Genomic DNA, 22,455 nt, shown 5'->3' with positions numbered 1-22,455 from the left:
GAGGGGAAAGTGGCTATTGGACGAGGATTGCCTGCGCCAGTTCAAGGTCGCTGACACGAAGTTTTGCATCTGCCTGACGCAGGGCGTGCAGCGCGGCCTCAAGCCGGGCACAGCGTATCTCTCCGTCGCTGGCGATGAACGCAGCAGCGTCGTCTCGGGCAGCCACGATGAGCTTGTTATCAAAAGGTGCTGTTGTGACCTGACTGGTGACATAGCCGGTCTTGACCAAACCTTGCGTGGTCGTATCGAACGCTTGAACCTGACTGATACACATCAGGCTGGCAATGGGTGCGATAAACAGAAGGTGCAGTAAACGCATGACTTTCACGAACCGGCAAAACAGGTAGCAAGGCTAGCGCAATGCTCTGGCCAGAGCTACCCCGGCACGCGGCCGGGGCGCGACAGTCAGATGGCCAGAATGGCCTGGGCCAGTTGGCTGTCGGTCGCTTGCAGTTCAGGCAGAACCTGACGGATGTGCTGCAGCGCGCCTTCGAGGCGGGCGCTGCGGATGTCGCCAGAGCTGGCCACGAAGCTGGCGGCATCGTCACGGGCGGCCAGAACGATCTTGTCGTCTTTCAGGGAAGAGGAAACGTTGGACGTGGCACGTGTCGATGCATTGACCGCATCCACCACTGCGTCAGTGGTCACGATAAAGCTGGAGGCGTTGGCACCTGCAGCAGCAGTCAACAGGAAGGCAGCGCCGAGGGTACGTAGCAGAGACATGATCGAGTTCCATTGAGGGCAAAGGGGCACAGGCTGCCTGCGAAGCCGAAGGGCCGAGGTAGAGCGCTAGACTATCCCACCGATAGCGCGCTTGTCATGGCAGTCGATGGTTGCAGCTTGCACAGTTTGCATTATTTGGTAACTGTACTTGCAGCTTTTGAATTATTTGAAACTGTACTGTTACTGGCAATCCGTTGAATCCCTGCCCGAAAAAGACAAAACCCGTCTCGGTTGCCTGAGGCGGGTCTTGTATGAAGCAATTCGGGTTGCTGGCGAGAGACTTGAAAGTCTGGGACCAGCGAGCGCTAACTTAGCGCCAGAACGGCTTGCTCAGCTCTTCGTAACGCTGGGATTCGCTGATACCGGCATCAGCCAGCAGGCGTGCATCCAGACGAGCCAGTTGATGGCGGCTGGACAGGCGACGCTGCCAGAGCATCAGATTGGCGAATACGCGCAGAGGCAAAGAAGCTTTTGCAGTGGTAACGGTGCTTTCGCTGAACAGATCGGAACTGATTGTACGTTCCATGGTGTGACTTCCTTCCGCTTGTGGCGGGATAAGTGAGTTGCTTGACTGGTGCCCATTTTCCTCGCACACGTCCAGCTTCGATAGACACAGTTCACTTGTATTGTGAGGGTTCAGTTAACTGTGATCGGGCACTGTTTTGTTCATAAATGGGGCAACTGTACCGGTCAGCACCATATAAGTGCATTTTGTGATCGATTATGGTGATTTTTGCGATTTGAGGCAGTTTTATGACCGGTACAGCAGTACAGTTTTTCAAGAAGCCGTTGAGTGCGAGCAGGAAGTGAGTCGGGAAAGGTCTCGTTCACTTCCAACTGTCCTGTTCAGCCCGGCAGCATGCGCCCGGTTTCTTCCAGGTTGATGTGCCAACTCAGTGCTTCACGCAGGATGTGCGGGGTATGGCCGCCCAGCACGCAAGCGGCATTGAAATAGGCGTTCAGCGCGTCGCGGTAATCCGGGTGTACGCAGTTGTCGATGATGACCCGCGCGCGTTCGCGAGGGGCCAGGCCGCGCAGATCTGCCAGGCCCTGCTCGGTGACCAGAATGTCGACGTCATGCTCGGTGTGGTCGACATGACTGACCATCGGCACAACGCTGGAAATCGCGCCGGCCTTGGCAATCGATTTGGTGACGAATATCGCCAGGTGCGCATTGCGCGAGAAATCTCCCGAGCCGCCAATGCCGTTCATCATGCGCGTCCCGCACACGTGGGTAGAGTTCACGTTGCCATACAGGTCGAATTCCAGCGCAGTGTTGATGCCGATGATACCCAGGCGGCGGATCACCTCGGGGTGATTGGAGATCTCCTGGGGTCGCAATACCAGCCTGGACTTGTAGCGGTTGAAGTCGGCAAAGACTTCCGCGTGTTTGGCCGCCGACAACGTCATGGAGCTGCCTGAAGCAAAGGTTAGTTTGCCCGCGTCGAACAGGTCGAATGTCGAGTCCTGCAGCACCTCGGAGTACATGGTCAGGTCAGTGAAGGGGGATGCCAGCAGGCCGTGCATCACGGCGTTGGCGATGTTGCCGATACCCGCTTGCAGTGGCATCAGCTTGTCGGTAAGCCGGTCTTCGCGCACTTCCTTCTTGAAGAACTCCACCAGATGGTTGGCGATGGCCTGCGTATCCGCGTCAGGTGGGGTGACGGTGGACGGTGAATCTGGTTGATTACTGATGACAATGCCGACGATCTTCGCCGGGTCGATCTTCACTGCATGGCTACCGATGCGCGAGTCTGCTTCCAGCACCGGAATCGGCAGGCGCGTCGGCCGGTAGCTGGGTATATAGATGTCGTGCAGGCCTTCCAGCTCCAGCGGCTGCGACAGGTTGATTTCCACGATGACCTGCTTGGCCAGAATCGCGAAGCTGGCCGAGTTGCCGACGGAGGTACTGAGCACCAGATGGCCTTCCTCGGTGATCGCAACACATTCGATCACCGCCAGGTCCACCGCCTTGATCTGCCGGTTGCGCAGCATCTCGACGGTATCGGACAAGTGCTGATCGATGAACATCACCGTGCCGTTGTTGATCGCCTTGCGCAGTGTGCTGTCGACCTGAAAGGGCATGCGCCGGGACAGCACGCCGGACTCGGTCAATTGCTTGTCCAGGTCATTGCCCAGGCTGGCACCGGTCATCAGGCTGATTTTCAGCGGTGTCACTTTGGCGCGCTCGGCCAGCGCATGGGGCACGGCCTTGGCTTCGCCTGCGCGGGTGAAGCCACTCATGCCGACGGTCATGCCGTCTTCAATCAAGGCGGCAGCGTCGGCTGCGCTCATAACCTTGCTCATCAGGGAGGGCAGGCGGATACGGTCACGGTACATGAATTCTGTCTCGTAGATAGAAGCGAGCGACAAGTCTAGAGCGTTGAACGGGGTTCGTCCTGCTACCAAGGTCGCATTTGAGGGCTCTAATTGGCGGCTTTCAGCGCAAAACACTGTTACGCGAAATGTAAAAAGCCCCGGTCGCCAAGCGAGCCGGGGCTTTAATGAGGCAGGGTCAGGCTAGGCGTTTTCGACGGCCTTCACCATGTCCTCGATCACCTTTTTGGCATCTCCGAACACCATCATGGTTTTATCCAGATAGAACAGCTCGTTATCCAGACCTGCGTAACCGCTGGCCATCGAGCGTTTGTTGACGATGATGGTCTTGGCCTTGAATGCCTCCAGAATCGGCATCCCGGCAATGGGCGATTTCGGATCGTTCTTGGCGGCCGGGTTGACCACGTCGTTGGCACCGAGCACCAGCACCACATCGGCCTGGCCGAACTCGGAGTTGATGTCGTCCATCTCGAACACCTGATCGTAAGGCACTTCGGCTTCGGCCAGCAGTACGTTCATGTGCCCCGGCATGCGCCCGGCCACCGGGTGAATCGCATACTTCACCGTGACGCCACGGTGCACCAGCTTCTCCGTCAGTTCCTTGAGTGCATGCTGCGCGCGCGCGACTGCCAGCCCGTAACCCGGCACGATGATCACGGTGTCGGCATTGGTCAGCAGGAACGTGGCATCGTCTGCCGAGCCGGATTTCACCGGGCGGGCTTCCTTGCTGCCAGCCGGTCCTGCCGAATCCGTTGCGCCGCCGAAGCCACCGCCAATTACATTGAAGAACGAGCGGTTCATCGCCTTGCACATGATGTAAGACAGAATCGCGCCCGAGGAGCCGACCAGCGATCCCGCGATAATCAGCATCGAGTTGTTCAGCGAAAAGCCGATGCCGGCCGCTGCCCAGCCTGAATAGCTGTTGAGCATCGAGACCACTACAGGCATGTCGGCACCGCCAATCGGGATGATCAGCAGCACACCGATCACGAACGCCAGCGCGAGCATGATCGCAAAGGCAGTAAGGCTGCCAGTGAACATGAAGGTCAGACCAAAGAACAGTGTGGCCAGACCGAGCGCCAGGTTGAGCTTGTGCTGCCCGGCAAACTGTACCGGTGCGCCTTGAAACAAACGGAATTTGTATTTGCCCGACAGTTTGCCAAAAGCGATTACCGAACCGGAAAAGGTGATCGCGCCGATGGCTGCTCCGAGGAACAGCTCCAGACGATTGCCCGCGGGGATGGCATCGCCGAGATGACCAACGATGCCCAGTGACTGAGGCTCGACTACAGCGGCGATGGCGATGAATACCGCTGCCAGGCCGATCATGCTGTGCATGAATGCGACCAGCTCAGGCATTTTGGTCATTTCAACGCGCTTGGCCATGATCGAGCCAGCGGTCCCGCCCACCAACAGGCCGACCACAATGTAGCCAATGCCGGCACTGGTACCTTCAGCGGTAGACAATGCAGCCAGTTTGGACACCAGCCCGATTGTGGTGATGACCGCCAGACCCATGCCAAGCATGCCGAACAGATTGCCGCGGCGTGAGGTGGTGGGGTGTGACAAGCCTTTGAGTGCCTGGATAAAGCAGATCGACGCGATCAGATACAGCAGAGTGACCAGATTCATGCTCATGACTTCGGCGCCTCATCCTTTGCCTTGGGGGCCTTTTTCCTGAACATCTCCAGCATCCGCCGAGTGACCAGAAAGCCGCCAAACACATTCACTGCGGCCAGCGCGACAGCCAGCGTGCCCATGGTTTTGCCCAGCGGCGTCACCGTCAGGGCGGCGGCGAGCATCGCACCAACGATGACAATGGCGGAGATAGCGTTGGTAACGGCCATGAGCGGCGTGTGCAGCGCGGGCGTGACGTTCCAGACCACGTGGTAGCCGACATAGATTGCCAGTACGAAAATGATCAGGTTGTAGACGCCGGGGGAAATCAGCTCTTCCATTGGTGTGTCCTCAGCCGTTCTTGCGCACGACTTGCCCGTCGCGGCACATCAGGCATGCGGCGACGATGTCGTCTTCGAGGTTGATCGAGAATGTGCCGTCCTTGTCGAACAGCAGCTTCATGAAGTCCAGCAGGTTGCGGGCATAGAGTGCAGAAGCATCGGCTGCGACCAGCGCTGGCAGGTTGGTGTGGCCGACGATGGTCACACCGTGCTCGACGACGACTTGATCCGCCACAGTCAGTGGGCAATTGCCACCTTGTGCGGCGGCCAGGTCGATGACCACCGAGCCGGGCTTCATCTGCGCCACGGTTTCGGCGCTGAGCAGCACCGGTGCCTTGCGGCCGGGGATCAGGGCGGTAGTAATAACGATGTCCGCCAGTCTGGCCCGCTCGTGAACCGCTGCGGCCTGGCGTTGCATCCAGCTGGCAGGCATCGGGCGGGCGTAACCGCCAACGCCTTCGGCGCATTCACGCTCTTCTTCGGTCTCGTAGGGCACATCAATGAACTTGGCACCCAGCGACTCGATCTGCTCCTTCACTGCCGGACGCACATCCGAGGCCTCAACCACGGCACCCAGCCGTTTGGCGGTGGCGATGGCCTGCAGGCCCGCGACGCCTGCGCCCAGGATCAGCACCCGTGCGGCTTTTACGGTGCCGGCAGCGGTCATCAGCATGGGCATGAAGCGCGGGTAGTGATGTGCGGCAAGCAGCACGGCCTTATAGCCTGCGATATTGGCCTGCGAAGACAGCACATCAAGGCTCTGCGCGCGGGAAGTGCGCGGCGCGGCTTCCAGGGCGAACGCGGTGATGCCCTGTGCGGCCATCTTGCCGATGAGTTCATTGTTGAAGGGGTTGAGCATGCCGATGACCACCGAGCCGCTTTTGATCAGGCTCAGCGCCTCTTCGTCAGGTGCGACGACCTTGAGAATCAGTTCGGCCGCATAGGTCTGGTGCGTGTCACCGATCACCGCGCCAGCAGCCTCGTAAGCGCTGTCTGGAACGCTGGCATGAAGGCCTGCGCCGCTTTGCACCGTAACCCGGTGACCCTGGCTGATCAGCTTTTTGATGGTTTCCGGGGTAGCAGCTACCCGGGTTTCGCCCGCTTGCGTTTCGAGAGGAACACCAATGTGCACGACAAATCTCCTGCGCGATTTTTTATCGTTCGTGTGTAGGCCAGTGCACTACGGCTGGTGCATCTGGCATGGCCAGGCAGCACGCCCCTTTCCAGCAGGGGCGGGGCATTTTGCAGGTGAAGTTTGCGGGCTTCAATATATTCTGTAACGAAACTATAGATGAACTACAAGTCACACTGTGACCTATTGTCGCAGCAATTGAATGCAGGCCATTGCCTGTATGGGGTTTGGCGCTATTCCGCACAAAAAATGGTGATTAATATTTTTTGCTCGAAAATCTCGCATTTTTGCCAAATAAGGCAAAAGACCCTGTAATTATTAGGCGTTAAGTCGTTTTTTGCGCTGAGCGAAAAGTTGTTGCGAGGCGACATAAGCTTATATCTGTAGGTGTCGAGTACCACTTACTACCTGAAGTGCTGCTCAGGCCTGGTCCTGAGGGAGCTGGTAATTCCGGGCCTGAGCGACCAGCCAGTCGCGAAATGCGCTGAGTGACGCCGACTCCACTTTGCGCTCGGGAATCATCAGGTGGTAGGCCTTACTGCCAGGCAGCGAACAGGCGTTGGCGATCACCAGGCGCTTTTCATGCAGTTCGTGCTGAATAAGGAAGGGCGGGATCAGTGCCACACCCATGTCGTGCATGGCCGCCTGCGCGAGCATCGAAAACAGCTCATAGCGAGGGCCGGTCATGTCGCGGGCCACATCCATGCCCTGCGCGTTGAACCATTGCCGCCACGCATAGGGGCGGGTGGTTTGTTGGAGCAGTGGCAGCTCGGCGAGCTCGCTTGCTTGCAGACGGTCTCGCCCGTTCAGGAAAGAGGGGCTGCAGACCGGCATGGAGTTTTCACCCATCAGCCGATGCGAGTGGGTGCCGGACCAGTCGGCGTCGCCGAAATAGATAGCAGCATCGAAGTCGGTGTCAGCAAACAGAAAGGGGCGCGTGCGGTTGGTCAGGTGAACCGTGACATCGGGGTGCTTGTGCTGGAAGTCTTTCAAGCGCGGCAGCAGCCATTGAGTGCCGAACGTCGGCACCACGGCGAGTTCGATGGCGTTGGCGCCTTGTTGGCCCATGACAGACAGGGTGTCGCGCTCGACTGCGTCCAGTTGTTGGGCCACGCGACGACTATAGGAAAGCCCGGCTTCCGTGAGCTTCACCCCCCTTCGAGAGCGCCGGAACAGCTCAACCCCGAGAAACTCCTCAAGCCCGCCAATCTGTCGGCACACCGCGCCTTGTGTCAGGGACAGTTCATGAGCGGCCTTGGTAAAGCTTTCGTGTCGGGCGGCAGCTTCGAAACTTACCAGTGCAGTGGTGCTGGGTATTTTGCGTCTCATATCCTTTCTTCTCACTGGTCTTTTTGTTATGCGGGCCTGAAGCGGCTCTTGGAGTGAGAAATTAGCACAACAGGTTGATAAAACCTCGTTTGTCGCCGGGGGACGCCAGGACTAGGATCATTACAGGATTTTTCAGCTGAACGTGAGGAACAGGCATGAGCGGTAAAGCAAGTTTTAACTGGATCGACCCATTGCTGCTGGATCAACAGCTCACTGAAGAAGAGCGCATGGTTCGCGACACTGCCGAGCAGTTCGCCCAGAGCAAGCTGGCCCCGCGCGTGCTGGAAGCGTTCCGTCACGAGAAAACCGACCCGGCCATCTTTCGCGAGATGGGCGAAGTGGGGTTGCTGGGCGCAACGATTCCGGAAGCGTTTGGCGGCAGCGGCCTGAATTACGTCTGTTATGGGCTGATCGCCCGTGAAGTCGAGCGTATCGATTCAGGCTATCGATCAATGATGAGTGTGCAGTCCTCACTGGTCATGGTGCCAATCAATGAATTCGGTACGCAGGCCCAGAAAGAGAAATACCTGCCCAAGCTCGCCTCGGGTGAATGGATTGGCTGCTTTGGCCTGACCGAGCCCAACCATGGTTCAGACCCAGGGGCGATGATCACTCGTGCCCGGAGTGTCGAGGGGGGTTATCGCTTGAGCGGTAGCAAGATGTGGATCACCAACAGCCCGATCGCGGATGTGTTTGTGGTGTGGGCCAAGGACGATGCCGGCGATATCCGCGGCTTCGTTCTCGAAAAAGGCTGGGCAGGTCTGAGCGCCCCGGCTATTCATGGCAAGGTCGGTTTGCGTGCGTCGATCACTGGCGAGATCGTCATGGATAACGTGTTCGTGCCTGAAGAAAACATCTTCCCGGACGTACGCGGTTTGAAAGGTCCGTTCACCTGTCTCAATTCTGCGCGCTACGGTATCTCTTGGGGCGCGCTGGGTGCGGCGGAGTTCTGCTGGCACACCGCGCGGCAATACACCCTCGACCGCCAACAGTTTGGGCGTCCGCTGGCGGCCAATCAGCTGATCCAGAAAAAGCTGGCGGACATGCAGACTGAAATCACTCTGGCGCTGCAAGGCTGCCTGCGTTTGGGGCGCATGAAGGACGAAGGTACGGCGGCGGTAGAGATAACCTCGATCATGAAGCGCAATTCCTGCGGCAAGTCGCTGGATATAGCGCGCATGGCTCGCGACATGCTGGGCGGTAATAACGGTATCTCGGACGAGTTCGGCATTGCCAGGCACCTGGTCAATCTGGAAGTGGTGAATACCTACGAAGGTACGCACGATGTGCATGCGTTGATTCTGGGGCGTGCGCAGACCGGCATTCAGGCCTTCTATTAAGGAGGGCTGATCATGGGGGCGCTTTCACATATCCGGGTGCTCGACTTGTCGAGGGTCCTGGCCGGGCCTTGGGCCGGGCAGATCCTCGCTGACCTGGGGGGCTGACGTCATCAAGGTCGAGCGACCAGGATGTGGCGATGACACTCGTTCGTGGGGGCCGCCGTTTCTTCAGGATGCGGCCGGTCAGAACACCACCGAGGCGGCTTACTACCTGTCGGCCAATCGCAACAAGCAGTCAATCACCATCGACTTCACGCGGCCGGAAGGGCAGAAGCTGGTACGGGAGCTGGCGGCGAAGTCGGATATTGTCATCGAGAACTTCAAGGTCGGTGGGTTGGCGTCTTATGGGCTGGATTACGAATCGCTCAAGGCTGTTAATCCTCGCCTGATCTATTGCTCCATTACCGGTTTCGGTCAGAGCGGGCCGTATGCGACGCGCCCGGGTTACGATTTCATGATCCAGGCACTTGGCGGCCTGATGAGCCTTACCGGTCTGCCGGAGGGTGAGGAGGGCGCGGGCCCGGTGAAGGTTGGCGTTGCGCTGACCGACATTCTTACAGGTCTGTATTCGACAACGGCCATTCTCGCCGCCCTGGCTCATCGCGATCAAAGCAATACAGGGCAATACATTGATATGGCGCTGCTCGACGTGCAGGTGGCATGTCTGGCCAATCAGGCCATGAACTACCTGACCACGGGCGTGGCGCCCAGGCGCTTGGGTAATGCTCATCCCAATATAGTGCCGTATCAGGCTTTTCCTACAGCAGATGGCGACCTGATCCTTACTGTGGGGAATGACAGCCAGTTCAGAAGGTTTGCCGAAGTGGCGGGGCAGCCACAGTGGGCTGATGATTCGCGCTTCCTGACCAACAAACTGCGCGTGGCTCATCGCGCTGAGCTGATTCCGCTGATTCGTCAGGCTACGGTGTTCAAGACCACTGCTCAGGTGGGTTGACGAGCTTGAGGCGGCTGGCGTGCCGTGCGGCCCGGTCAATGACCTTGCTCAAGTGTTTGCGGATCCACAGGTTATAGCGCGCGGGCTCGCTATAGAGATGCCGCACGCGCTGGGCGGGCGCGTTCCGCAGGTCGCCAGCCCGATAAGGCTATCGGAAACGCCAGTCGAATATCGAAGGGCGCCTCCTTTGTTGGGCGAGCACACGGCGCAAGTCCTTCAAGAGCTATTGGGGCTTGAGGGTGAGGCGGTTGCCTTGCTGCGCAAGTCAGGGGTCGTGTAGCTATATAGAAGAAAGCGTTTGTGAAGGGCTTTTCTATATAGCTACAGGACCTTAACGGTTAATTTCGGTGTTTTTGAAATTAACGGTTGACGCCCTCTGTGATCTGTCTATAATTCGCCCCACTTCCGGCGCAGACGGGAACGAAAAAGCCTTGTAGATCAATAGTTTACAAGGGTTTGGAGTGAAGAGTCAGCGAGGAAGGAGGTCGAGTCAGCAGTGATCGACAGCGGTGAGAAAAAAGAGTTTGACACGCGGTTGTAACGCTGTAGAATTCGCCTCCCGCTGATGAGCAACTGCAGAGTTGGTCGAAGCGCAAGTGGTTGAAGTTGCAAAGGAAACTTTGAAAACTTCTTAAAATAACCGCTTGACAGATACAAGAGACGCTGTAGAATGCGCGCCTCGGTTGAGACGAAAGATCTTAACCCGCTCTTTAACAACTGAATCAAGCAATTCGTGTGGGTGCTTGTGGTGTCAGACTGAAGTCAACAGATTATCAGCAACCCAAGTTACTCCGCGAGAAATCAAAGATGTAACCAACGATTGCTGAGCCAAGTTTAGGGTTTTCTCAAAACCCAGTTAGATGTTTGAACTGAAGAGTTTGATCATGGCTCAGATTGAACGCTGGCGGCAGGCCTAACACATGCAAGTCGAGCGGCAGCACGGGTACTTGTACCTGTGGCGAGCGGCGGACGGGTGAGTAATGCCTAGGAATCTGCCTGGTAGTGGGGGATAACGCTCGGAAACGGACGCTAATACCGCATACGTCCTACGGGAGAAAGCAGGGGACCTTCGGGCCTTGCGCTATCAGATGAGCCTAGGTCGGATTAGCTAGTTGGTGAGGTAATGGCTCACCAAGGCGACGATCCGTAACTGGTCTGAGAGGATGATCAGTCACACTGGAACTGAGACACGGTCCAGACTCCTACGGGAGGCAGCAGTGGGGAATATTGGACAATGGGCGAAAGCCTGATCCAGCCATGCCGCGTGTGTGAAGAAGGTCTTCGGATTGTAAAGCACTTTAAGTTGGGAGGAAGGGCAGTTACCTAATACGTGATTGTTTTGACGTTACCGACAGAATAAGCACCGGCTAACTCTGTGCCAGCAGCCGCGGTAATACAGAGGGTGCAAGCGTTAATCGGAATTACTGGGCGTAAAGCGCGCGTAGGTGGTTTGTTAAGTTGAATGTGAAATCCCCGGGCTCAACCTGGGAACTGCATCCAAAACTGGCAAGCTAGAGTATGGTAGAGGGTGGTGGAATTTCCTGTGTAGCGGTGAAATGCGTAGATATAGGAAGGAACACCAGTGGCGAAGGCGACCACCTGGACTGATACTGACACTGAGGTGCGAAAGCGTGGGGAGCAAACAGGATTAGATACCCTGGTAGTCCACGCCGTAAACGATGTCAACTAGCCGTTGGGAGCCTTGAGCTCTTAGTGGCGCAGCTAACGCATTAAGTTGACCGCCTGGGGAGTACGGCCGCAAGGTTAAAACTCAAATGAATTGACGGGGGCCCGCACAAGCGGTGGAGCATGTGGTTTAATTCGAAGCAACGCGAAGAACCTTACCAGGCCTTGACATCCAATGAACTTTCCAGAGATGGATTGGTGCCTTCGGGAGCATTGAGACAGGTGCTGCATGGCTGTCGTCAGCTCGTGTCGTGAGATGTTGGGTTAAGTCCCGTAACGAGCGCAACCCTTGTCCTTAGTTACCAGCACGTTATGGTGGGCACTCTAAGGAGACTGCCGGTGACAAACCGGAGGAAGGTGGGGATGACGTCAAGTCATCATGGCCCTTACGGCCTGGGCTACACACGTGCTACAATGGTCGGTACAGAGGGTTGCCAAGCCGCGAGGTGGAGCTAATCTCACAAAACCGATCGTAGTCCGGATCGCAGTCTGCAACTCGACTGCGTGAAGTCGGAATCGCTAGTAATCGCGAATCAGAATGTCGCGGTGAATACGTTCCCGGGCCTTGTACACACCGCCCGTCACACCATGGGAGTGGGTTGCACCAGAAGTAGCTAGTCTAACCTTCGGGAGGACGGTTACCACGGTGTGATTCATGACTGGGGTGAAGTCGTAACAAGGTAGCCGTAGGGGAACCTGCGGCTGGATCACCTCCTTAATCGACGACTCAGCTGCACCATAAGCACCCACACGAATTGCTTGATTCATTGAAGAAGACGATTAGAAGCAGCGCCCGAGTTCGGGTCTGTAGCTCAGTTGGTTAGAGCGCACCCCTGATAAGGGTGAGGTCGGCAGTTCGAATCTGCCCAGACCCACCAGTTTACTGGTGAGATAGCTGGTCAGAGTAGACGCCTCCACGGTATGTAGAAATACGGGGCCATAGCTCAGCTGGGAGAGCGCCTGCCTTGCACGCAGGAGGTCAGCGGTTCGATCCCGCTTGGCTCCACCACTTACTGCTTCTGTTTGAAAGCTTAGAAATGAGCATTCCATTGATCCTGATGATCAATGCATGAATGTTGATTTCTAGTCTTTGATTAGATCGTTCTTTAAAAATTTGGGTATGTGATAGAAAGAAATAGACCGGGCACCTCTTTCACTGGTGTGTGTCCGGGCTAAGGTAAAGTTTGTGAAATGCAAACTTTCGGCGAATGTCGTCTTCACAGTATAACCAGATTGCTTGGGGTTATATGGTCAAGTGAAGAAGCGCATACGGTGGATGCCTTGGCAGTCAGAGGCGATGAAAGACGTGGTAGCCTGCGAAAAGCTTCGGGGAGTCGGCAAACAGACTGTGATCCGGAGATGTCTGAATGGGGGAACCCAGCCATCATAAGATGGTTATCTTGTACTGAATACATAGGTGCAAGAGGCGAACCAGGGGAACTGAAACATCTAAGTACCCTGAGGAAAAGAAATCAACCGAGATTCCCTTAGTAGTGGCGAGCGAACGGGGACCAGCCCTTAAGTTGTATTGGGATTAGCGGAACGTTCTGGAAAGGACGGCCATAGTGGGTGATAGCCCTGTACGCGAAAATCCCTTTGCAATGAAATCGAGTAGGACGGGGCACGAGAAACCTTGTCTGAATATGGGGGGACCATCCTCCAAGGCTAAATACTACTGACTGACCGATAGTGAACCAGTACCGTGAGGGAAAGGCGAAAAGAACCGCGGAGAGCGGAGTGAAATAGATCCTGAAACCGTATGCGTACAAGCAGTGGGAGCCCACTTTGTTGGGTGACTGCGTACCTTTTGTATAATGGGTCAGCGACTTATTTTCAGTGGCGAGCTTAACCGAATAGGGGAGGCGTAGCGAAAGCGAGTCTTAATAGGGCGTCTAGTCGCTGGGAATAGACCCGAAACCGGGCGATCTATCCATGGGCAGGTTGAAGGTTGGGTAACACTAACTGGAGGACCGAACCGACTACCGTTGAAAAGTTAGCGGATGACCTGTGGATCGGAGTGAAAGGCTAATCAAGCTCGGAGATAGCTGGTTCTCCTCGAAAGCTATTTAGGTAGCGCCTCATGTATCACTGTAGGGGGTAGAGCACTGTTTCGGCTAGGGGGTCATCCCGACTTACCAAACCGATGCAAACTCCGAATACCTACAAGTGCCGAGCATGGGAGACACACGGCGGGTGCTAACGTCCGTCGTGAAAAGGGAAACAACCCAGACCGTCAGCTAAGGTCCCAAAGTCATGGTTAAGTGGGAAACGATGTGGGAAGGCTTAGACAGCTAGGAGGTTGGCTTAGAAGCAGCCACCCTTTAAAGAAAGCGTAATAGCTCACTAGTCGAGTCGGCCTGCGCGGAAGATGTAACGGGGCTCAAACCATGCACCGAAGCTACGGGTATCATCTTTTGATGATGCGGTAGAGGAGCGTTCTGTAAGCCTGTGAAGGTGAGTTGAGAAGCTTGCTGGAGTATCAGAAGTGCGAATGCTGACATGAGTAACGACAATGGGTGTGAAAAACACCCACGCCGAAAGACCAAGGTTTCCTGCGCAACGTTAATCGACGCAGGGTTAGTCGGTCCCTAAGGCGAGGCTGAAAAGCGTAGTCGATGGAAAACAGGTTAATATTCCTGTACTTCTGGTTATTGCGATGGAGGGACGGAGAAGGCTAGGCCAGCCTGGCGTTGGTTGTCCAGGTTTAAGGTGGTAGGCTGAGATCTTAGGTAAATCCGGGATCTCAAGGCCGAGAGCTGATGACGAGTGTTCTTTAGAACACGAAGTGGTTGATGCCATGCTTCCAAGAAAAGCTTCTAAGCTTCAGGTAACCAGGAACCGTACCCCAAACCGACACAGGTGGTTGGGTAGAGAATACCAAGGCGCTTGAGAGAACTCGGGTGAAGGAACTAGGCAAAATGGCACCGTAACTTCGGGAGAAGGTGCGCCGGTGAGGGTGAAGCATTTACTGCGTAAGCCCACGCCGGTCGAAGATACCAGGCCGCTGCGACTGTTTATTAAAAACACAGCACTCTGCAAACACGAAAGTGGACGTATAGGGTGTGACGCCTGCCCGGTGCCGGAAGGTTAATTGATGGGGTTAGCGCAAGCGAAGCTCTTGATCGAAGCCCCGGTAAACGGCGGCCGTAACTATAACGGTCCTAAGGTAGCGAAATTCCTTGTCGGGTAAGTTCCGACCTGCACGAATGGCGTAACGATGGCGGCGCTGTCTCCACCCGAGACTCAGTGAAATTGAAATCGCTGTGAAGATGCAGTGTATCCGCGGCTAGACGGAAAGACCCCGTGAACCTTTACTATAGCTTTGCACTGGACTTTGAATTTGCTTGTGTAGGATAGGTGGGAGGCTTTGAAGCGTGGACGCCAGTCTGCGTGGAGCCAACCTTGAAATACCACCCTGGCAACTTTGAGGTTCTAACTCAGGTCCGTTATCCGGATCGAGGACAGTGTATGGTGGGTAGTTTGACTGGGGCGGTCTCCTCCTAAAGAGTAACGGAGGAGTACGAAGGTGCGCTCAGACCGGTCGGAAATCGGTCGTAGAGTATAAAGGCAAAAGCGCGCTTGACTGCGAGACAGACACGTCGAGCAGGTACGAAAGTAGGTCTTAGTGATCCGGTGGTTCTGTATGGAAGGGCCATCGCTCAACGGATAAAAGGTACTCCGGGGATAACAGGCTGATACCGCCCAAGAGTTCATATCGACGGCGGTGTTTGGCACCTCGATGTCGGCTCATCACATCCTGGGGCTGAAGCCGGTCCCAAGGGTATGGCTGTTCGCCATTTAAAGTGGTACGCGAGCTGGGTTTAGAACGTCGTGAGACAGTTCGGTCCCTATCTGCCGTGGACGTTTGAGATTTGAGAGGGGCTGCTCCTAGTACGAGAGGACCGGAGTGGACGAACCTCTGGTGTTCCGGTTGTCACGCCAGTGGCATTGCCGGGTAGCTATGTTCGGAAAAGATAACCGCTGAAAGCATCTAAGCGGGAAACTTGCCTCAAGATGAGATCTCACTGGAACCTTGAGTTCCCTAAAGGGCCGTCGAAGACTACGACGTTGATAGGTTGGGTGTGTAAGCGCTGTGAGGCGTTGAGCTAACCAATACTAATTGCCCGTGAGGCTTGACCATATAACACCCAAGCAATTTGAGTCGAACGACCAGATTGCGGTGACTGTGAAGACGACACGAACCGAAAGTTTGCGTCACAACCGCACCGAGCTATCACATACCCGATTTGCTGAAGCGCGCCGCACGGCACGATTCGGTACCCGAATTTCTTGACGACCATAGAACATTGGAACCACCTGATCCCATCCCGAACTCAGTAGTGAAACGATGTATCGCCGATGGTAGTGTGGGGTTTCCCCATGTGAGAGTAGGTCATCGTCAAGATTAAATTCCAGAAACCCTCATCGCTTACGCGTTGAGGGTTTTTGTTTAAGTAGAAGCATCAAAATTCGCTGGGACGTTACCTGTTAACGGACTGGCAACAGAATTTCTTGACGACCATAGAGCATTGGAACCACCTGATCCCATCCCGAACTCAGTAGTGAAACGATGTATCGCCGATGGTAGTGTGGGGTTTCCCCATGTGAGAGTAGGTCATCGTCAAGATTGAATTCCGAAACCCCTCATCGCTCTTGCGATGAGGGGTTTTGTCGTTATGGAGCCTGAAAAAAGCCTGCGCAGGCTTTCGCGCTGAGCGGGCTTCAGTGATGGTGCGTGAATCAGCCAAAAAGGCTGCGTACGTTACTCATCGCGCCGTCAGCAAACCCCTGAAGAAAAGCTTCAAATGCCTCCCCTTCAGGACCTCCCTGAACAGGGTCGGCAACAATCGTCCAACGGGCCAAACACGCACCTTCCCCGGTAGCTTCAACAGTCATTGCCGCCCATAGGTTACTCACCGGTAAGCTGGTGTGGATCAGTGACCAGGTCATGTACAGCGCCTGATCATCCCGTGAGTTCAGTTGTTCGATGGCCACGTTGCCGTCCTTGAACAGTTTCCTTCGAACCGAGCCTGGCCCTTCCCCAGTGACTTCAATGCTGTCCAGCGCGGGTATGAAGGCTTGGAAACCACCAAAATTCCCCACCACGGCCCATACGCTGGCTACGTTACCGGGTACTTCCACGGCTGAGGCCACTCGGCACGACACCGGATTCTGGATAAGGGTGTCGGGCTTCAGATTACTGTGAAGTGTGCTCATGTCTTTCTCCATTTACGTCAGTGGGTATCAATTCAGATGAAGCCGATTTCTTTCAGGTAATCGCAGCCCTTGCGCAACAGCACAGGGGTTTTCTGCGGGTATTGCTCGCCCATACGGTGAATACCGCTGAGGGTGTTGCGGTACTCGATCATCGAGATGTCGCCGATGTCTTCTTCAAACCCGTCGAGATAGAAACCCAGCACACCAAACAAAGCGTTCTGGCTGTCAACACGGCCGAGTTGGGCCTGCCATTGCTCGACGCTGACCAGCTCGAACTGACGGCCTGCCTCGCGGAAGGCGTCCACATAGTTATTCCAGCTCAAGGGCTCAGGGTTATGCAGGTTGAACACGGCGTGTTCCGGTTGATAACGACTGGCATGGAAGCCGATGAAGCGTGCCAGGAAGTCCACCGGCATCAGGTCGAAGTTGATGGCGAACGCCGGAACCTGACCCAGTTGCAGCGAGCCTTTGAGCATCAGCATCAGGCGGTTTTTTTGCGGCTGGCACACGCCGGTGACGCTGTTGAACGCGATATTGCCGGGCCGATAGATGTTCACCCAGGCACCTTGCTCTCGCGCGCGCTGCAGAACACGCTCAGCTACCCATTTGGACAGGTTGTAACCGTTCTTGATGTAGATCGGCGGGGTAGCGGCAGCGGGCTGTTCAAGCACGTTACCGGCTGCATCGACTGCACTGCAGGCGGAAAGGGTCGAGACGAAGTTGAAGATCTTTTTGCTGCGCCCCTCACACAGCTTCAGGCATTCAAAGACCGGCGCAACATTGTCTTTGACGAGGGTTTCATAGTCCTGCACATGGTTCACATTGGCAGCGTTATGCACCAGCGCACCGAACTCGCTATCCAGTCGTTCATATACCGCTTCAGTGAGACCCAGCCTGGGCCTGGTCACGTCAGCGGCGTAGACCTTCACGCGACTCAGGTCCAGATGATCCAGACGGTTTTCCCGCAGTGAATGCTCGAAACGCTGTTGTGCGCTTTGCCCCGCAGTTTCACGAACCAGGCAGGCGATCTCTGTCGCCCCCCAGTTCAACAGCGCTTCAACGATATGCACACCGAGAAAACCGTTGGCACCGGTAACAATCACTTTATGAACATCACCCAGCTGGCTGATGGGCAAAGTCGTCAGCGGGGTATTCGCGTCGGCATCCAATAGAGCCTGCGCACTGATGGTGTAAGCCGAAGCACCATCGCTGTCGATCAGGCTGGCCAGTGTCAGGACGGTAGGTGCTTCGATAAAACGGTTGATCGGAATGCTGCGCCCAAACCGCTCACGAACCCCCAGCAGCAGGCGTGACAGCAGAATCGAATGACCGCCCAGATTGAAAAAGCTTTCGTCCGTAGAGATATCTTCTGACGGCAGTTCCAGCAGTTCGGCCCATAACGCCAGCAGCGCTTGCTCCTGCTCGGTCTGTGGCAGACGCCCCGTGCGTTGTCCGCTGAAGCTCAGCGGTATTTCCAGAAGTGCCTTGCGATCGACCTTGCCGTTGCTGGCAAACGGCAGACCGGGCAGCGTCGTGTACACAGCAGGATGCATGTAGTCAGGCAGCAGACGTTGCACATGCGCTCTCAACGCCTGTTCGTCATGTTCCCGATACGGTTGAGCGAGAAACGCCAGAATGCGTCGCTGCCCGTCGATCACCACAGCCACCTGTCGATACAGCCCGCTGTCGCGCAAACAATGCTCGATCTCTTCCGGCTCGACCCGAAAGCCGCGAATCTTTACCTGATTATCGCGGCGTCCGCTCAGTACGATGCCATCAGCCGTCCACTTGGCGATATCGCCGGTGCGATAGGCCCGCAGTTGCTGCCCGTCCGGCTTGGTCAGCCACACATAGCGCTCGGCGGTAAGCGGGGGATTGTTTACGTAGCCCAGGCAAACACCAGGACCGACGATATACAGCTCACCCGGCGTTTGCTCCGCTACGGGTTGCAATTGCTCGTCGAGAATCCAAGCCTGGCTGTTGGCAATCGGTTGTCCCAGATGCCGATTGCTGCTGGACGGCCCGAACTCAACGGCCGTGACCAACACGGTGGCTTCGGTAGGGCCATACAGGTTGTGGAAACGACACTGCCTGGTGAGTTGCGCAATCACATGCGGCTCACAGACGTCGCCGCCGGTCATGACATGCTCCAGCCCCAAAGGCTGATCCAGCGGCAGAATGCTCAACAGTGCCGGTGGCAGAAACGCGTGAGTGATGCCTTGTTGCAGCACGCTGACCAGTTGCAATGGATCACGCCGCTGGTCTTCATCAGGCACCACCAGTTCAGCGCCACTGAACCAGGTGGGAAAAATGTCGATGATCGACGAATCAAAGCTCAACGTAGAAAACTGCAGTACCCGGCTCTGCTCGCGCAGGCTCACATACTCGGCGTACCAGGCGGTGAAGTGGCTGAGGTTGCGCTGGCTGAGCAATACGCCTTTCGGCTGCCCGGTGGTGCCTGACGTGTATAGCGCCATGCAAGGTGCGTCCTGCGCGGCATGAACGCGCATGCCGGCTGAAACGGCATCCCCCATCGGCACCGCAGCAATATCCAGTGCCGGAAACTCCGCAGCGGCCAGTGGGTGCGAGCCGTCGTGAAGCAACAGTATCGCTCCCGAGTTTTCCAGAATGTACTGCTGACGCTGCAAAGGCTGGCCAGGATCAAGCGGAAGATAAACCGCACCGCAGCCCAGAATCGCCAGAATGCCCGCATACAACTCGGGTGACTTGGGCAGGCAGATGCCGATCACCGGAGGCGTGTCAGCTTTCGCAGACGCCAGCAAAGGCAGCAACAGGCGCTGAATGTCGATGCTGTGCGCGTGCAGTTCTCGATAGCTGAGCGTCTGATTGCGAACGGACAGTGCCGGACGTTCGGCAAACATCAGCAGCGCCTGTTCCAGCCGCTCGGTGATCGAGGTTTCAGCCCGCTTCAGCAGGTGGGATTGTTCTGTCTGATTCAGGCGATGCTCGAAGAGCAAATCATCCATCGCCTGCAAGCCATCCTGCCGGTCACTCTGAGCGGGTGTTGCAGTAGGCAGACTGTTGAAATAATCATCGTCCCTGGACAGTCGGCTGACCTGCAACGCCACCAGCTCCACCATGCCTGCGACAGCCGCATCACGCAGTACACGGCCGTTGCCTGACTCCTCGGCCGGCAGCCACTCATGAGCTATCAGGCGTCGAGCATTGGCCGGCCCATGCCAGCAGAGCAGCTCCAGGCGAGGCAGACCGTGCGCGAGCGCCGCGCTGAAGCCGACCCGCAGGCCCAGATGAGTACCATGGCCTCGTACCCCGCGAAGGTTCAGACTGCCGTCTTCGATCAGGACGCAACCATCAGGCACCGTCAACGCGTCCAGCGCCTGCTGATCAGACAAATGCCGCACCCCATGCCCGTGGTCCAGCAGCTCGGCATTCAGCTCGCTCAGCGTCAGGCTGTGACCGATGAGCACAATCTCCAGGCGCTTCATTGCAGCGTCCCCTGAACCGGCAGGTAGTCCGCCAGCGCACGCTGCACGCAGGGATCGTCAAGCATCGAGCTGCTCTTGAAGAAGCGCACAATATTGGCGACCAGCGGGTGGTGGCGGTTGACAGGAAAACTCACGGCCCTGGTTTCGTCCTTGAGCGCCTGCTTGATGGTATCCGGCACCTGCAAGTGCTCGATCAGGGTGAAATCGAAGCCATTCTGTATGTCATTGGTCAAATACTGAGCGATAAACACCGGCAGGATGCGCGCGATGGATTCCCGATCCTGCTCGTCTGCGGTGTGCCAGTAGATTCGTACCAGCCGTGCCCAGAATCCTGAATGACGTCCCTCGTCCAGCAGATGGTCAGCCATCAGTCCCTTGACCGATTGCTTGACCGAGTCGTCCTTGGCGAACGCCGCTACGTCATTGGTCACGGTGTTTTCCGCGATAGCCACGCAGATCAGTTCAACTGCACTGCGCAGATGCTCCGGAGCCAGAGCCAGCGCGGCGGGTATGGCCAGGCTGAGTTCGATTTCGTCAGGCAACTGAATCGGCTCGATGCCCGTCAGCGCGATGGTCTGTTGCATGAAGTCCATCGCCACCAGCGCGTGATAGTCCTCGTCGACCACCACCGTCATCGCGTCATAGCGGCAGGCAAACGGGAAGCGAATCGTGAAGTTGTCCTTGGCGATACTGCGTGCGGTCTTGTCGACGATCTCGGTTTCAAAGATCACCACATCGTTGATGAACTTATAGAGGCTCTGCACCAGTGCGTAGTCGCGCAAATGCGCGCACTCGCGGGTAAACGTGTCACTGAGCACCAGCGGCTGACGGCTGAGGGGGTAGATCAGTTTTTCATCGTTCTCGACCATTCTGCGCGGACGAGTACGAATGGTGGCGCGGCCTTCCCACGCATCGATAAACGACGTGTAGTCTTCTGCTTTCATGATGTCTTCCTTGTAAAGGCTTCAGGGTGTTGCGAGCGGGTGTTACGCACTGGCCTGCATCAATGGCGCGCGCATGCTCATGCGCAGCGTGTCCCATAGCCGGACCCTGCTTTCCACCGCTGCGATGGCCGCCTGATACACCTCTCGTTCACGCTGCGCGTCGCCGCCAATCAGACGGGCCAGCAACTGTTCCGCTGCCGGGCCGTGGTCCTCGGAGTCCACTTCGATGTGGCGCTCCAGGTAGTAACGGAAGGTGGGTGCCTGTTCGACGGTGATGCCCCAGTCGTCGAGGATGCTCTGGAACATCTGTGGGATGACGCTTTCGCGCCCGTGCAGAAACGCCGCAGCAACGCTGTGTGCGGGGGCATGAAGGGCGGTGTCGAGGGTGTGCGTCACGAATGCTGATGCGGCCTGGCCTGCGTTGACCCGTTGCAGGGCCGTTGTGTAATGCAGACCCTGCTGCTGCAGCTGGATGAAACGCTCGATCTGTAACGTGCTCGCGCCAATCTCGCGCATGGCGTCCAGGTACAGCTCGAAGTGGCTGTAATGACCTGAATCCAATCGGTCGTCGGACTCTTCCCCCAGCACGATCTCGTTGATCAGGCGGGCGGCGCAGGCATCGGTCGGTGGCAGCCACGGCAGTTGCGTGCAGGTCAGTTCCTGTTGCAGACGTTTGGTCAGAGACATGAAATCCCAGACGGCGAATACATGGGTTTCCATAAAGCGTCGCAATACGCCCAACGTCGTGATTTCGGCAAAAATCGGGTGACGGCTAAGTTCAACTTTCTTTTGGTCGAGCAGCGTTTTCTCACAATGCATGGTGATGTCCCTATGGTCATGGTAGCGGTAGGTGGCAGTACAGTTATTCGAAGTTTTAACGTGTCGTCCGTGCAGGATGAATGTGATGAAAGACCTGAATGCAAGGCGAACAAAGGCCTGAAGGCAGGGGCGATAATTAGCCGCAACTGCACGTCGGTTATAGCCATTCAAGAGCGTCCATAACTTCAACTTGCCGGTCTGTAGCCCTTATGGATTGCGGCTTTGCGTCCGGCTGCCGTCAATTACGCTGACGGCGAAGAAAACTTAAAACAAATTTAATGCAGTGCGCAATTCTTTTTTAATAATATTTAATTTGTTGTTTTTGCGGCGTGTAAGTTGCCATATAAAACACGTGGAATATGTTTTATAGGGACGCAGGCAACCCTTCCGACTGATTGAGTCAGAATTATCAATAATGAGTGAATGCCTCACTCAGCGTTGCCGTTATGCTGAATAATCAGGTGCCTGGGTTTTTTAATGGGCAATGTTGGAAATGACTTCCCATGTCGGTTTGCCCCGTTCAACAACTCCTTGTTCATTGGGTTCAA

At 56.2% G+C, this 22,455-nt stretch carries 13 protein-coding genes, 2 tRNA genes, 4 rRNA genes and 1 pseudogene; 8 read left to right on the top strand and 12 right to left on the bottom strand.

Going from position 1 to position 22,455, the window contains the following annotated elements:
• Positions 1 to 13: 13 nt before the first annotated feature.
• The 8 genes from KP808_RS25270 to KP808_RS25235 all read right to left on the bottom strand — a co-directional run bounded on the left by KP808_RS25270 (position 14) and on the right by KP808_RS25235 (position 7,479).
• Positions 14 to 319, bottom strand: coding sequence for a DUF2388 domain-containing protein (locus KP808_RS25270; RefSeq protein WP_058428167.1), 306 nt, complete (start codon positions 317 to 319; stop codon positions 14 to 16).
• An 86-nt stretch (positions 320 to 405) separates the two neighbouring features.
• The gene (locus KP808_RS25265; RefSeq protein WP_054097022.1) at positions 406 to 723 is read right to left on the bottom strand and encodes a DUF2388 domain-containing protein; all 318 of its coding nucleotides are present in this window, start codon (positions 721 to 723) and stop codon (positions 406 to 408) included.
• Between the two features lie 310 nt (positions 724 to 1,033).
• The gene (locus tag KP808_RS25260) at positions 1,034 to 1,249 is read right to left on the bottom strand and encodes a DUF1127 domain-containing protein (RefSeq protein WP_002555870.1); all 216 of its coding nucleotides are present in this window, start codon (positions 1,247 to 1,249) and stop codon (positions 1,034 to 1,036) included.
• A 320-nt stretch (positions 1,250 to 1,569) separates the two neighbouring features.
• Complete coding sequence (locus KP808_RS25255) at positions 1,570 to 3,063, bottom strand: acetyl-CoA hydrolase/transferase family protein (RefSeq protein ID WP_057402845.1); 1,494 nt, start codon at positions 3,061 to 3,063, stop codon at positions 1,570 to 1,572.
• A 180-nt stretch (positions 3,064 to 3,243) separates the two neighbouring features.
• Positions 3,244 to 4,698 (bottom strand): NAD(P)(+) transhydrogenase (Re/Si-specific) subunit beta, encoded by a 1,455-nt coding sequence (locus KP808_RS25250; RefSeq protein ID WP_230017170.1) that lies wholly within the window; start codon positions 4,696 to 4,698, stop codon positions 3,244 to 3,246.
• Positions 4,695 to 5,018 carry an NAD(P) transhydrogenase subunit alpha gene (locus KP808_RS25245; protein WP_002555867.1) on the bottom strand — a complete coding sequence of 108 codons (324 nt, stop codon included), beginning with the start codon at positions 5,016 to 5,018 and terminating at the stop codon, positions 4,695 to 4,697. Before KP808_RS25245 ends, KP808_RS25250 begins: the two co-directional genes overlap by 4 nt.
• Before the next feature lie 10 nt (positions 5,019 to 5,028).
• Entirely contained in the window at positions 5,029 to 6,150 is a 1,122-nt protein-coding gene (locus tag KP808_RS25240; RefSeq protein ID WP_230017169.1) for a Re/Si-specific NAD(P)(+) transhydrogenase subunit alpha, read from the bottom strand.
• A 420-nt stretch (positions 6,151 to 6,570) separates the two neighbouring features.
• Positions 6,571 to 7,479 (bottom strand): LysR family transcriptional regulator, encoded by a 909-nt coding sequence (locus KP808_RS25235; RefSeq protein ID WP_058402183.1) that lies wholly within the window; start codon positions 7,477 to 7,479, stop codon positions 6,571 to 6,573.
• 155 nt (positions 7,480 to 7,634) lie between these two features.
• Between KP808_RS25235 and KP808_RS25230 the strand changes: the two genes are divergently transcribed.
• From KP808_RS25230 to rrf (KP808_RS25195), 8 genes and pseudogenes are all read left to right on the top strand, one after another.
• Entirely contained in the window at positions 7,635 to 8,819 is a 1,185-nt protein-coding gene (locus KP808_RS25230) for an acyl-CoA dehydrogenase (RefSeq protein ID WP_230017168.1), read from the top strand.
• Positions 8,820 to 8,828: 9 nt separating this feature from the next.
• Positions 8,829 to 10,054 (top strand): annotated as a pseudogene (locus KP808_RS25225) (CaiB/BaiF CoA transferase family protein).
• Between the two features lie 586 nt (positions 10,055 to 10,640).
• Positions 10,641 to 12,178, top strand: a 16S ribosomal RNA gene (locus KP808_RS25220).
• Positions 12,179 to 12,261: 83 nt separating this feature from the next.
• Positions 12,262 to 12,338: transfer RNA gene (locus KP808_RS25215), tRNA-Ile, on the top strand.
• Positions 12,339 to 12,393: 55 nt separating this feature from the next.
• Positions 12,394 to 12,469, top strand: a tRNA-Ala gene (locus tag KP808_RS25210).
• A gap of 240 nt (positions 12,470 to 12,709) precedes the next feature.
• Positions 12,710 to 15,601: ribosomal RNA gene (locus KP808_RS25205) — 23S ribosomal RNA — on the top strand.
• A gap of 148 nt (positions 15,602 to 15,749) precedes the next feature.
• Positions 15,750 to 15,865 (top strand): 5S ribosomal RNA (rrf, locus tag KP808_RS25200).
• A 106-nt stretch (positions 15,866 to 15,971) separates the two neighbouring features.
• Positions 15,972 to 16,087, top strand: a 5S ribosomal RNA gene (gene rrf, locus KP808_RS25195).
• Together the 16S, 23S and 5S rRNA genes with 2 tRNA genes alongside form the textbook arrangement of a ribosomal RNA operon.
• A gap of 113 nt (positions 16,088 to 16,200) precedes the next feature.
• Here rrf (KP808_RS25195) and KP808_RS25190 read toward each other — a convergent pair.
• From KP808_RS25190 to KP808_RS25175, 4 genes are read right to left on the bottom strand one after another with little or no spacing between them, the layout of a single operon-like run.
• Positions 16,201 to 16,677 (bottom strand): SRPBCC family protein, encoded by a 477-nt coding sequence (locus KP808_RS25190; protein WP_058409424.1) that lies wholly within the window; start codon positions 16,675 to 16,677, stop codon positions 16,201 to 16,203.
• A 32-nt stretch (positions 16,678 to 16,709) separates the two neighbouring features.
• On the bottom strand, positions 16,710 to 20,144 hold the full coding sequence (locus KP808_RS25185; protein WP_230017167.1) for a non-ribosomal peptide synthetase: 3,435 nt from the start codon (positions 20,142 to 20,144) through the stop codon (positions 16,710 to 16,712).
• Positions 20,141 to 21,088: a diiron oxygenase gene (locus KP808_RS25180; RefSeq protein WP_058400002.1), complete on the bottom strand. Its 948-nt coding sequence runs from the start codon at positions 21,086 to 21,088 to the stop codon at positions 20,141 to 20,143. The genes KP808_RS25185 and KP808_RS25180 overlap by 4 nt, the downstream gene beginning before the upstream one ends.
• 42 nt (positions 21,089 to 21,130) lie before the next feature.
• Complete coding sequence (locus tag KP808_RS25175) at positions 21,131 to 21,907, bottom strand: DUF3050 domain-containing protein (protein WP_005734794.1); 777 nt, start codon at positions 21,905 to 21,907, stop codon at positions 21,131 to 21,133.
• Between the last annotated feature and the right edge of the window lie 548 nt (positions 21,908 to 22,455).

Origin of the sequence: Pseudomonas savastanoi (assembly GCF_020917325.1) — a bacterium.
GTDB lineage: Bacteria > Pseudomonadota > Gammaproteobacteria > Pseudomonadales > Pseudomonadaceae > Aquipseudomonas > Aquipseudomonas amygdali.
The sequence above is the reverse complement of the archived record's forward strand: the minus strand, read 5'-3'. Positions and strand labels throughout refer to the sequence as shown.

Excerpts from the sequence above, each read along its gene's own strand:
- KP808_RS25265 (WP_054097022.1), bottom strand. The coding sequence starts at position 723 with ATGTCTCTGCTACGTACCCTCGGCGCTGCCTTCCTGTTGACTGCTGCT.
- KP808_RS25245 (WP_002555867.1), bottom strand. The coding sequence starts at position 5,018 with ATGGAAGAGCTGATTTCCCCCGGCGTCTACAACCTGATCATTTTCGTA.
- KP808_RS25175 (WP_005734794.1), bottom strand. The coding sequence starts at position 21,907 with ATGCATTGTGAGAAAACGCTGCTCGACCAAAAGAAAGTTGAACTTAGC.
- KP808_RS25230 (WP_230017168.1), top strand. The coding sequence starts at position 7,635 with ATGAGCGGTAAAGCAAGTTTTAACTGGATCGACCCATTGCTGCTGGAT.
- KP808_RS25190 (WP_058409424.1), bottom strand. The coding sequence starts at position 16,677 with ATGAGCACACTTCACAGTAATCTGAAGCCCGACACCCTTATCCAGAAT.
- KP808_RS25185 (WP_230017167.1), bottom strand. The coding sequence starts at position 20,144 with ATGAAGCGCCTGGAGATTGTGCTCATCGGTCACAGCCTGACGCTGAGC.
- KP808_RS25270 (WP_058428167.1), bottom strand. The coding sequence starts at position 319 with ATGCGTTTACTGCACCTTCTGTTTATCGCACCCATTGCCAGCCTGATG.
- KP808_RS25235 (WP_058402183.1), bottom strand. The coding sequence starts at position 7,479 with ATGAGACGCAAAATACCCAGCACCACTGCACTGGTAAGTTTCGAAGCT.
- KP808_RS25180 (WP_058400002.1), bottom strand. The coding sequence starts at position 21,088 with ATGAAAGCAGAAGACTACACGTCGTTTATCGATGCGTGGGAAGGCCGC.
- KP808_RS25260 (WP_002555870.1), bottom strand. The coding sequence starts at position 1,249 with ATGGAACGTACAATCAGTTCCGATCTGTTCAGCGAAAGCACCGTTACC.
- KP808_RS25250 (WP_230017170.1), bottom strand. The coding sequence starts at position 4,698 with ATGAGCATGAATCTGGTCACTCTGCTGTATCTGATCGCGTCGATCTGC.
- KP808_RS25255 (WP_057402845.1), bottom strand. The coding sequence starts at position 3,063 with ATGTACCGTGACCGTATCCGCCTGCCCTCCCTGATGAGCAAGGTTATG.